The sequence below is a fragment of the Enterococcus pallens ATCC BAA-351 genome, from assembly GCF_000407485.1.
In the GTDB taxonomy this organism is placed as follows: domain Bacteria; phylum Bacillota; class Bacilli; order Lactobacillales; family Enterococcaceae; genus Enterococcus_A; species Enterococcus_A pallens.
On sequence record NZ_ASWD01000004.1, the window covers coordinates 74243 to 86345 of the forward strand.

The following is a 12103-nucleotide window of genomic DNA, read 5'->3' on the forward strand; positions in this document are numbered from 1 at the left end:
CCTCCTCACCTACTGAAAAAATTCACCCATTTGATCAATATAACGCAAGGATTCCTTCAAAGGATAAACCACGAAATCATGCATCATCCCGGGAACAATTTCCAAGGTCATGGTCGTATTCTTGCTTCTGACTACCCGCTCCTGCAAACGCAAAACATCTGGGTATAAAATCTCATCGGTACCGGCAATTACCAGCAGCTCACCTAAATCATCGAAGCGGCCAAACAGCGGCGATACAATCGGATCATCCAAAGGCAGCTCCCCGGCATAATTTTCACCGGCTTCACTCAGTAAGTCTTTTTCTAAAACTACGTCTTTTTCCTGCAGCTCATCAGTGCGCGGATCACTCAAAGTAGCATCCAGCCAAGGCGAAGCCAAGGCAATTTTTTTAGGTCGTTGCTCATATTTCACATCCCGCAATCGTTGTGCAAGGCTCATTGCCAAACCACCCCCAGCAGAATCCCCAAACAAACGGAACTGATCATCTGGATAGAGAGCCGCCAAATGACGCAAGGCAGCTTCGGTAATCGGCAACGTTTTATCCGCTGTATTTTCTGGCGCCAAAGGATAGTCAAAATAGCTAACCTTTAAATTATAGCGTTTAACAAAGCGTTCCTGAATATCCTTATGAAAAGGAGAAGCTTCTAAAGCATACCCTCCACCATGCAGATAGAATACGTGCAAATTCGTAGGATGAGCGGGAAACAGCGTAACTACCTCATGTCCATCCACTTGATTAATTACTTGTGGAATATCCGTGCGGCTTAATTGCCTCGCGTTCAAGTTACGGCGTTTCGGCGGGGCCACCATCGTAAAGCCCACAAGCTTTTTCATATTAATCACCTTGAAGACTGTCTTCACAAATTTCGCTGAATAGCGCATCGGCTTTCTCCTGTTCATTCCTTCAATAAAGAAGATTTTTTTCTTGGTAGGTGCTACAATAGTTACAAATAGTCTTTGCTTCATTTTAGCATAAACAAAGGAGGTGTCCACGATCACGAAACCGAATCGCGAATATCTTTTCGACAATATTCGGGGCATTTTGATTTTATTAGTCGTTTTAGGACACGCATTGGAATATTTCCGTCTAGAAAACAAAGTGGGACAATTTTTATATGTCTTCATTTACTTGTTTCATATGCCGGTCTTTATTTTTATTTCCGGCTACTTTTCAAAGAATTTAGAGAAGGGACGACGAACCGCGGTAGAGACTTTTCTGATTCCTTATTTATTACTGAATGTATTTTTAAGTGTCATTATGCTGGCTTTAGGAAAGATCGAAGAAATTTCCATTCTTTCTCCTGGGTGGACACTGTGGTTTCTGTATTGTATGTTCATCTGGCGATTGATGCTGCCGGATTTAGTGAAAATTCGTTATGTTCTGCTGCTTAGTTTCATCGTAGGAATTTTCTCGGGTTTTCTAACTGAGTTTGGAACCTATATGGCGATGGCACGTACCTTAGGCTTCTTTCCCTTTTTTCTAGTCGGCTATTATGCGGATCAAAAGCTGATAAAAAATCTGCGGCGGATTCCTTACAGTAAGGTGATTAGCATCGGGATTATCATTTTTGCTGTCATAACGGCCTACTTATGGACGCGTAATAACTTGCCGCCGGAGCTGCTTTGGCGGGATCGGGCTTACAATGCCTTTTCAGTGCCGCTGCTGCAGAATCTGTTGACGATTATTTTCCTTTATGGGATGGGCTTTGCCTTTGTTTTTGTCTTTATCACCTTAGCCAATAATAAGCCCCATCTCTTTTCGGCTTGGGGACAGCGAACCTTGGCTATTTATCTGCTGCACATTTACTTGGTGGCACCTTTAGTTCAAGGAACCGAGTATATTGAAAATCCAGTGATTCAGCTGATTGTTTTAGTCTGTGGTTCTTTGCTGATTTTGTATTTGCTTTCTCGTCCGAAGGTGGCTGCAACCCTGCAAAAAACGTTGGCACGGATTCTACATTTTATAATGCCTGAGAAAAAAGACGACTCCCCGTGAGTCGTCTTTTAAGATACATCCTTAGCCTTAGGTCTTTTGTGCAATTTCGTGATAGAATATTGTTACTACAAGGAGGAATACATTATGAAAAAAGGTGTAAGCGGCGGCATAATCGTCTTAGTCATTGTGGGACTTTTAGCCGTTTTTGGCATCACGCAATATAATAGTCTTGCCAAAGAAGAACAAGCGGTAGAAGCGCAGTTAAGTCAAGTGGATAATGTCATGCAACGACGGGCGGATTTAATTCCGAACCTGGTTAATTCAGTGAAGGGCAGCATGGGTCAAGAACAGAAAGTATTCGGCGACATCGCCGAAGCACGTAAAGCTTACGGCAATGCGTCAACTGATGAGGAAAAAATTAAAACCAGTCAGGCATTAGATCAGTCGGTTGGTACCTTAGTAAACGTCATAAATGAAAATTACCCAGAACTAAAATCAAATGACAATGTGCAAACATTAATGACTCAATTGGAAGGTTCAGAAAACCGGATTTCCGTCGAACGTAAACGGTACAATGAGGCGGTTCAAACCTATAACCAACAGGTGGTTTCCTTCCCTAAAAACATCTTTGCCAATCTGATGGGATTAGGCAAAAAGCCTTACTTTGAAGCGCAGCCAGGCGCTGAAAATGTACCGGAAGTTGATTTCGGAAATTCTGGGGAATAACCATGAAAAAACGGCTTTTATGGCTGTTGCCTTTTTTAGCACTGCTGTTGTTTTGGCTTCCGATATCCAGTGAAGCCGAAACACTGCCGGCAGCGCCTACCCATTTTTATTATGATCAGCTAGGTATCCTGTCTAATCAAACCAAGGATCTGGTTGAAAATAAAGGGCTGGTTTACAAAGAGAAAAAGGAACAACCGCAAGTAGTATTGGCAACAATCAAGTCAACTGGCGGTGACGATATTGACGGTTATGCCCCTGACCTGTTTGAAAAATGGAAGATCGGAAATGCTAAGGAAGATAATGGCATCCTGATTCTCTATGCCTTAAACGATGGTGCCCGCAATGTGCGGATTGAAGTCGGCTATGGCTTAGAGGGGGTTATTACTGACAGCATTTCAGGAAACATTTTGCAGCAGGCGAAGGATGATTTAAAATCGGATGATTCCGCCCGTATCAATCGGGGACTGCAGCAGGTTTTTAACAGTGTCACTACATTAATTGATAAAAACTACGATTATCCAGCAGATGAACATGCTTTAAGCAGCGACGAACTGGCAGCCATTGAAGACGATGACTCAGGTGGATTGTTTGAGATTATCGGACCGATTATCTTTATAATCGTTATCTTCATCGTATTCGGCGGCGGTGGTCGCGGCGGCAGAAATGGCCGTTATCGTGGCGGCGGACCTCCATTTATTGGCTGGGGCGGCGGCGGTTTTGGCGGCGGCTCTGGTGGCGGCTTCGGCGGTGGCGGTGGCTTTTCTGGCGGCGGCGGTTCTTCCGGCGGCGGTGGCTCAAGCATTTAGCCAACTCTATACATGTAAACCAGTGGATACTCTGTACAGGGTATCCACTGGTTTTTTACGTATTTACTTCAATTTTTCTTCTATGATTTTTTTACTTTCTACACTGTAGAGTCTACTGTAAACGTCCTGTAGTGGAGCGGCTAGAAGACAAAACCCTTTGTTATTAGAATTGATGTATAAACAACGATATCATTTTTCTCCATGGAGAAAAATGGATGTACCTTTTTTGAAAAAATAAAAAGGTTCTATTGTCTCATTTTCGAAAAATCATCCAACAGAAAAAATATAATCTCCCTCATTGACTTCATTTTGGATTGTTTGAGAGAACACTTTGTACTCTGCTGAATTAGTGACAATTACAGGAGTAATAAGATCAATTCCTTTTCCTTTGATTTCTTCTAAATCAAATCTTATCAATGGCGTACCTTTCCGGACCTTGCTGCCATCATTCACTAATGTTTCCATGTACTCGCCATTTAAGGTCACTGTATCGATACCAACATGCATTAATAGTTCAACACCATCATTTGTTCGAATTCCAATTGCATGATTTGTTGTTGTCGTCATCACAACAAGACCATCTACTGGAGCATAAAGAATGCCATCACTTGGATTGATTGCAATACCATCTCCTAATATTTTTTTAGAAAACATTTCATCATTCACAGTTTCCAAAGAAACAACTTGTCCTTTTAGGGGACTAAAAATTTTCTTTGCATCTTCTGCTAACTCAATTTTATTCGTCTGCAGTCTTCTTCTTTGCAAGATAACTGTTGCTCCAAGTGAAACACCAACAGAAATTACAATCGTTACAATAGAAAACCAAAAGTTACTATTTAGACCTGCTCCATCAGTCGGGATAAAAGTAGGAATAGCTGCTAAGCCAGGAGAAACCACTGCATATTGTTTAAGTGACACTAATCCGGCAAAAATCCCCCCTGCTCCACCTCCGATAATTGCTCCTAAAAAGGCACTACGGTAATTTAATAATACTCCAAAAATTGCTGGTTCTGTTATACCCATTACACCGGTAATTCCTGAGGATAAAGCTAAAGACTTTTTATCGATATTTTTTTCAACAAAGAAAATCCCTAATGCTGCAGCTCCAACGGCAGTATTTGCAGCAAGCATTCCTGGCATAACAAAAGAATCATAGTTAAATTCTGCCATCATTGCAAATACTAGTGGAAACAAAGCCTGATTAGTTCCGGTCATAACTAATAAAGGAGTTACAGCCCCAATGATACCTACAGAGAACCAACCAAGATTTTCATACATAAAGGACAAATCAGATGCGATATAGCTTCCAACTGTATTACCTAAAGGACCTAAGATGATTAAAGTCACTGGAACTGTAATCAAAATCACTATCAGTGGCTTAAAGAAATACTTGATTGCTTGGGGAATGAATCGATCAGCTGTTTTGTCAATCAAAGCCATGAACAGCACTCCAAAGATGACGGGAATAGTAGTAGTATTATAGCTAACTTGCGGAATAGAAATATTTAAAAATGATAAGCCCTCTATTCCATTGATAGTATTATGGACTAAAATACCACCAAGGAACATTCCCATAATTGAATTAATGCCTAATTTTCTTGCCGCACTATATCCTATATAGATAGGCAAAAAATAAAAGCCAGCATCATTGATAGCGTTAAGCACAACATAGGTACCGCTTTCATTAAATAATCCAAAAAAAGTTACACATATATTAAGAACTGCTGACACTAGCCCGGCAGCCACCAGTACAGGTAATACCGGTACAAAGGTTCCACTGACAAAATCCACAATGGAAGAACCTATTTTCTTTAAAGAAAATTCTGATTTTTTCGCTGGAATTGATGCATTTTCTTTCTTTATACTTTCAGTTTGCTGATTAAAAATAGAATATACTTTGGGAACATCCGGCCCAATAATTAGTTGAATTTCAGTGCCTCGTTCAACCGTTCCCAAAATTAACTTATTATTATCTAACTTATCTTTTTTTACTTTTTGGGTATCCACCAATTTTAAACGGAGACGGGTAGCGCAATGAGTTGCGCTACCAATATTTTCAGCTCCACCGACATTTTCAATAATATACTTTACTAACTCATCGTAATTATTCATACTTATTCTCCCCAATCTTGACCATTGGACTTAATCAAGTTTGAATACCAGTAATAAGAATCTTTAGGAATTCGTTTTAAATCTCTCAAATCTTCATCAGTTGTATTAACAAAAACTAAACCATAACGTTTTGCCATTCCATTACCAGTACTTAACAAGTCAGTAAATGACCATGGATTATAACCAATGACATCACAGCCATCTTGAATTGCTAAACCAACTTGATAAATTTGTGTTTTTAAGAACTCTACACGCTCTGGATCATGAACTTTCCCATCCTCGGCAATGTCTTCATGAGCACCATAGCCATTTTCTGTAATCATCATAGGCAATTGATAATGATCCCAAACATATCTCAACATATATCTTAGTGATACTGGATCAATTTCCCAATCCCAATCATTTGTTTCAACATAAGGGTTTTCAACCAATTGATACACTCCTGGAACTACTGGAAAGATTAGATTTCCCTTAACACCTGATTTATTTAATTCATAACTTTGGGCTGTTTCATCAATTTTTGCTTCTTTGGCTGCATTAGACCGATAACAATTCAATGCAAAGAAATCAATCTTAGCTTTTTCAAATAATTCCAAATCTCCTGGACGAATGTCTGGATCGATGTTGTTTTCTTTCCAGTAGCTTTTAATGAATCCATTATATTTTCGGTGAGCATAAAAGTCATTCCAAACTTTTTCAGTCAATTCTTCTGCATTCATAGCAGCAATTTGGTCTTCTGGATTTGCGGAACTCGGATAAATTGGAACATACCCTGGGACAGGACCGATTTTTCCATTGTCTACCATCTCATGACAGGCAATAACTGCTTTAGCATGACATAAGTTCATAATATGGTTAATCTTCCATTGATCCTCAAACCAAGTATCTTCGTTTTTACATACACCCAACCATTTGCCATAACAGATTTGCATATTTTGTTCGTTAATAGATAACCAGTATTTAACACGATCTCCGAATTCTTTGAAACAAGTACGCACATATTGGTCAAAAGCGTCAATGATTCCTCTGTCATACCAACCATTAAACTCTTTATCTACCCAAACTGGCATATCGTAATGATAGAGAGTAACAATCGGTTCAATTCCGTTACTAACTAACTCATTGATCAAATTGTTATAAAAATCAATCCCTAATTGATTGGGAACACCGCTATTGTCCGGATAAATCCGCGGCCAAGCAATTGAGAAGCGGTAAGAGGTGAAGCCAGCTTCTTTCATCAAGCGAACATCTTCTTTATAATGGTGATAGTGATCGCTAGCAATTGAATTATCAGTATATGGTTTTTTAGTTTGTGAATTTAAGTCAATAATTGCTGGTGTTCTACCGTCTTCATTAACGGCTCCTTCTACCTGCCAAGCAGCACTTGAAGCTCCCCACATAAATCTTGCAGGAAAAATTGGTTTATGATTATAATGCATTTTAATGTCCTCTTTTCTGATTAATATCCAAATATTCTTTAAAAAGTAGATCTAAAACAAAAGTGATTCCATATGTGTAAAATAGAACTTCATTCACTTGATGACTGTCTTGTCCGCAAAGATGATAAATCTTGTTGTATTGTCTATTAAATTCAGGATTCCTCTTAATCGTAAAAATTACTTTTTGCATTTCCAACTTATCAATCTCATCAGATAAAGATTCTGCAAGTAATCCAGAGATAGATAGTACAATTAGCAAGCTGTTTTTACTTGTATACTGCTTTAGTTGCTTCAACTCATCTTCACTTACGATTAGTGAAATTCTCTTACCAAAAATTGCCAGATTTTGTTGGAAAATGCGGATACTGCTGGCTACAGTGCTTGAAGCTAGGATAATAACTTCGTCTGCTTTGATTAATCTATTTACGATATTTTTCTTCTCACTTGTATTCATTCTTTCCGCTAGCTCATCAATCATTTCATTGATTTGGCGTTGTAGCACTATTCGGAAATCCTCACCTGAATAAAAACTTACATACTTTTCTTGTCCATCCTCAAATTCTTTAAACTGGCTTTTCATTTCTTTAAAGTTGGCATAACCTAGATGATTACAGAATCTTCTAACAGTTGCTCTTGACATATGATTTTGTTCAGCAACATCATAAATATTTAAACGTGGAATATCTGCATAGTTTTCTAATAGATACCTTGCTAATTGGTAGTCAGTTGATCCAATTTTATTTTCGTTATAAATTTTCTCAATATTGTAAAGCAAACTTAATCGATTAGTTTTCATTTTAATCTCCTCGGCCTAGTAAGATTATGTTTAAAGTATATAGCCATTTCAAGTATAGTGCGGGACATCTTTTGTCGCCAACTTATTTTTATTAACCCACAATTTGTTTCCTTAACCCATTTAATTTGCAATCTAAGGGTTAGTTAATGGTAAACGTCTGATACTGAGGCGTATTTAAAACACCTAACTCATTCTATAGAATTAGAGTGAGTTAGGTGTTCTCTGTTTAGTGTCTTGAATTTTTAGTAATTGGCGGCACATTGCGCTTGAATTTCTGGAGTCCCTAGCAAATAAGCTGCTAGCGCAGCTGGTGTTTGATTAGACAAATTCGGTATTTTTTCAAACAGGTGTATTAGATATTTTCTTGGGTCTAAGCCATTCTCTACCGCTGTTCGAATGATGCTTAAAATGATGCCTGTCACTTTTAGAGAACAACCAATTTCGTCTTTCTATCACAAGCTCCTTTATTGCTCGTTACGTACGATTATTCTGAATTTCTAGTCAACCAGCTTCTAACCAGGAAAAATCCCTCCACAAGAAACTTACTCCATAGGACGCTTACAATCCCCCCTTCTCATTTACAAAAAACAGCTGGTTTATCCTTAGTTAGATAAACCAGCTGTTTTAAAAATTAAACAAAGCTGCTTTCAGTTAAGCAAGCCTCTAAAATACCTTCAACATCTTTTACATCCATTGGTACGTAAGCTGCGGTCTTGATCGCATTGTGATCAACTGCCTGCTGTGCCATAATCGCAAATTTTTCTTCGTTGATTCCAACCTCTGGCAAGGTCATTGGAATATCGCAGGCTTTGAAGTAGTCATACGTTTTTTGAATACCGATGCGAGCTGCCATCATTGGCACCTTCTCCTCAACATCCCAAACATTCCAGGCAAACTGGGCAAACTTAGCCACAGTCTCATCATTCAATGCATATTCCATCCAACGTGGAGTTAAAATCGCCAACCCAACGCCATGGGTAATGTCATAGAAAGCACTGAGTTCATGTTCAATCGGATGACATGACCAAGAACCCGTTTTTCCGTTGCCGGTTAAGCCATTCAAGGCTAAGGTGCTGGCCCACATCAAATTAGCACGTGCATCATAATCCTCTGGATATTTTAAAGCAAGCGGACAATTTTTGATAACGGAACGCATTAAGCCCTCAGAAACTGAATCCTGAACATCGGTCCCTTCTGTCCGTTTGAAATAGTTCTCAATCAAATGGCTGAAAATATCCGCAGATCCCGCAGCGGTTTGATATTTATTTACTGAAAAAGTATTGGTTGGATCTAAGAAAGAAACCTTTGGCAGCATTGAAGGACTGCCTACTCCTAATTTTTGGTTGGTACTTAAATTGGAAATGACAGCACCACTGTTCATTTCACTACCAGTTGCCGCCAAAGTTAAGATTGTTACTAATGGTAAAGCTGGACCATTTAACTTACGACGTTGCAGCACCATATCCCACGCATCGCCTTCATACAAAGTCGCAGCTGCAACTACTTTAGCACAATCAATGGTTGAACCGCCGCCGACTGCTAATAATACGTCGATATTTTCTTTACGACAGATTTCAACACCCTTGCGGACTGTTTCTACACGAGGGTTGGGCTCAACCCCAGCTAACTCAAATACCCGATTGCCGTTAGCAGTCAATTGTTCCATCACTTTATCATACAGACCAATTTTCTTGATACTGCCACCGCCGTAAACCAATAGCACATTTTTACCAAACTGGTTCATAACTTCTGGCAGCTCTGCCAAACGATCTTTCCCGAAACGAATATCTGTGGTTACATGAAAATTAAAGTTGTCCATAAAATCCCTCCTTGTTGTCTATGATAATCCAAACCAGTAAAAAACAAAAGTCGCTCTGCTTATTCCTTGGAAAATTGTTCAGTAAAAAAATTACTAATTGTTTCCATTGTTGGCACCTTAACCAAATGACGCTCCTCTTCGCTAAGAAAAGTAATGTTCGCTTCATTTGATTGTGTTTTGACGAAGTCTGCCACCTGTTGATGAGGAATCTTTTCATCCTGTGTCCCATGCCAAAACAGCAGCGATCGACCCGCCAATTTTTCTGGATGCAGCGACAAATCATATGCAGCCAGCCAAGAGGTCAACTGCTCATAATCCTTAGGTAAAAAGTACCCGGCAGCCGTTGCGTGCTGTTTGATGCGGTCACGATACTTGATAGGAGCGGGTGATCCCATCACGCAAGCCGCCGCATCAATCTCTGGATGGGCCGTCAGCAGCATACAGGTAGTTATGCCACCCATAGAGACACCACCTACACCCATTTTCCCCATCGTTAAACCTAAATTCTCAAAATAATCCACTAGATAGCCAAACTCGTACAAATTCGTTTGAATACTATCCCAAAAGGTTAACGAAGGAATCTCTGATACGCGAACTTTGCGCTCACCGTGATTTGCGGCATCCGGCAGCAACACGCGAAACCCTTTAGCAGCCAGCTTACGGCCCTGCGTCAATACCAGCTCCTTGGCTGTTTGCCAACCATGATAGTAAATAATTAACGGCAGCGGCTCATAAATCTGTTCCTCACCAACAACCTCCAGCAGTGGAATGTTTCCGACTGAACGTTTGCGAATTGTGGTTTTCAAAGGCATCCTCCTATGCACAAAGAACCACCTCTGTCTTCAGAAGTGGCTCTTTTTAACTTATTTTGCGATGGCCGTTTCCAAGCCAACATGAATCATATCTTTAAACGTATTTTGACGCTCTTCAGCAGTCGTTTCTTCCCCTGTAATCATATGATCACTCACTGTCATAATTGCCAAAGCTTGAACATGGAATTTCGCGCCTAAATAATACAGGATCGCCGCTTCCATTTCTACGCCCATTACACCGTATTCAGCCAAGCGGAAAGTTGGTGCCATATCATCCTTATAGAACGTATCCTCCGATAAAACATTTCCTACGTGAGTCGTAAAGCCTTTTTCTGCCGCTACCTCATAAGCCTTTTGCAGCATCGCAAAGTCTGCGATCGGCGGAAAATGAAAATCTGGGAAGTGCTTTGCTACCATTGATGAGCTGGTTACGGCACCTTGAGCCAGAACCAAATCACGAACATGTACATCTTCAGATAACGCACCGCAAGTACCCACGCGAATCAATTTCTTTACACCATAGGATTGGATCAATTCTTGGGCATAAATACCGGCAGACGGCATCCCCATACCTGTTCCTTGAACAGATACACGCTCCCCTTTATAAGTACCAGTAAATCCTAGCATACCGCGCACATTGTTGTAGCATTTTGCATCTTCTAAAAAGTTTTCTGCGATGAATTTTGCCCGCAACGGGTCTCCCGGTAATAAAATCTTATCAGCAATTTCGCCTTCTTTGGCTTCAATATGGACGCTCATTCATTTCACTCCTACTATTAGTCTCTTTTTATCTTACTATAAAACGGCTAAAGTTTCTTTTACTAACTTTTTGAAGTCTTCCTTCACTCGTTCCGTTGTTTCCACAACCTCTGCATGATTCAGGTTTGCCTGCATTCCAGCTGCTAAGTTGGTGATACAAGAAATGCCTAATACCTTCAAACCGTTGTGAACCGCCACAATTACCTCTGGAACAGTGGACATTCCCACAGCATCGGCACCCATTGCCCGAGCCATGCGGATTTCAGCCGGTGTTTCGTAGGTCGGACCAGTGAATCCCATATAGACGCCTTCTTTTAAATCTAGCGAAAGCTTTTGTGCAATTTCTCGCGCTTTTGCTTGATACTCTTTGTTGTAGGCAGCACTCATATCTGGGAAACGCGGCCCCATAGCTTCATCATTTGGTCCAATTAATGGATTGGTTCCCATGAAATTAATATGATCCGTAATCAACATCAAGTTGCCTGGAGTAAATTGTTCATTCACCCCACCGGCAGCATTGGTTACAACTACCGAATGAATGCCTAAAGCGGCCATTACACGAACTGGATAAGTCACCGTTTCCATTGGATTGCCTTCATAAAAATGGAAGCGCCCCTGCATCGCCAACACTTTTTTACCCGCTAACGTTCCATAGACCAATTGACCAGCATGTCCTACGACAGTCGAAATTGGGAAATGCGGAATTTCGTTGTAAGAAATAATCACCGGCTCCTGAATCTCTTCTGCCAGTTCACCTAAGCCTGAGCCTAAAATCAGACCAAACTCAACCTCTCCCACACCTTTTTCTTGGATAAATGCTGCTGTCTGTTGAATCTTTTCTTGTAACTCGGTCATAATATCCTCCTATGCTATCTTTTGAGGTCAGAAATGCTGACCT

The 12103-nt window shown here is 40.3% G+C and carries 11 protein-coding genes and 1 pseudogene; 3 read left to right on the plus strand and 9 right to left on the minus strand.

What is annotated here, in order from left to right:
• Positions 1-9 precede the first annotated feature (9 nt).
• A complete protein-coding gene (locus tag I588_RS18025; protein WP_010758285.1) occupies positions 10-882 on the minus strand; it encodes an alpha/beta hydrolase fold domain-containing protein in 873 nt (290 codons plus the stop codon).
• Positions 883-985: 103 nt separating this feature from the next.
• Between I588_RS18025 and I588_RS18030 the strand changes: the two genes are divergently transcribed.
• The 3 genes from I588_RS18030 to I588_RS18040 all read left to right on the plus strand — a co-directional run bounded on the left by I588_RS18030 (position 986) and on the right by I588_RS18040 (position 3468).
• Positions 986-1996 (plus strand): acyltransferase family protein, encoded by a 1011-nt coding sequence (locus I588_RS18030; protein ID WP_010758286.1) that lies wholly within the window; start codon positions 986-988, stop codon positions 1994-1996.
• A gap of 84 nt (positions 1997-2080) precedes the next feature.
• On the plus strand, positions 2081-2662 hold the full coding sequence (locus I588_RS18035) for a LemA family protein (protein WP_010758287.1): 582 nt from the start codon (positions 2081-2083) through the stop codon (positions 2660-2662).
• Positions 2663-2664: 2 nt separating this feature from the next.
• A complete protein-coding gene (locus tag I588_RS18040; RefSeq protein WP_010758288.1) occupies positions 2665-3468 on the plus strand; it encodes a TPM domain-containing protein in 804 nt (267 codons plus the stop codon).
• A 267-nt stretch (positions 3469-3735) separates the two neighbouring features.
• Here the strand turns inward: I588_RS18040 and I588_RS18045 are convergent, their stop codons facing one another.
• From I588_RS18045 to I588_RS18075, 8 genes and pseudogenes are all read right to left on the minus strand, one after another.
• Entirely contained in the window at positions 3736-5580 is a 1845-nt protein-coding gene (locus tag I588_RS18045; protein WP_010758289.1) for a glucose PTS transporter subunit IIA, read from the minus strand.
• Positions 5581-5582: 2 nt separating this feature from the next.
• Positions 5583-7019, minus strand: a complete 1437-nt coding sequence (locus tag I588_RS18050) for a glycoside hydrolase family 1 protein (protein WP_010758290.1) — start codon at positions 7017-7019, stop codon at positions 5583-5585.
• Position 7020: 1 nt separating this feature from the next.
• Positions 7021-7815 (minus strand): MurR/RpiR family transcriptional regulator, encoded by a 795-nt coding sequence (locus I588_RS18055; protein ID WP_010758291.1) that lies wholly within the window; start codon positions 7813-7815, stop codon positions 7021-7023.
• Positions 7816-8057: 242 nt separating this feature from the next.
• Positions 8058-8316: pseudogene (locus tag I588_RS26955) on the minus strand (IS66 family transposase); the annotation flags it as partial.
• Positions 8317-8446: 130 nt separating this feature from the next.
• A complete protein-coding gene (locus I588_RS18060; RefSeq protein ID WP_010758292.1) occupies positions 8447-9634 on the minus strand; it encodes an iron-containing alcohol dehydrogenase in 1188 nt (395 codons plus the stop codon).
• A 59-nt stretch (positions 9635-9693) separates the two neighbouring features.
• A complete protein-coding gene (locus tag I588_RS18065; RefSeq protein WP_034693973.1) occupies positions 9694-10440 on the minus strand; it encodes an alpha/beta fold hydrolase in 747 nt (248 codons plus the stop codon).
• A gap of 57 nt (positions 10441-10497) precedes the next feature.
• Positions 10498-11205 carry a purine-nucleoside phosphorylase gene (gene deoD, locus I588_RS18070; RefSeq protein WP_010758294.1) on the minus strand — a complete coding sequence of 236 codons (708 nt, stop codon included), beginning with the start codon at positions 11203-11205 and terminating at the stop codon, positions 10498-10500.
• 36 nt (positions 11206-11241) lie between these two features.
• Positions 11242-12060 carry a purine-nucleoside phosphorylase gene (locus I588_RS18075; protein WP_010758295.1) on the minus strand — a complete coding sequence of 273 codons (819 nt, stop codon included), beginning with the start codon at positions 12058-12060 and terminating at the stop codon, positions 11242-11244.
• Between the last annotated feature and the right edge of the window lie 43 nt (positions 12061-12103).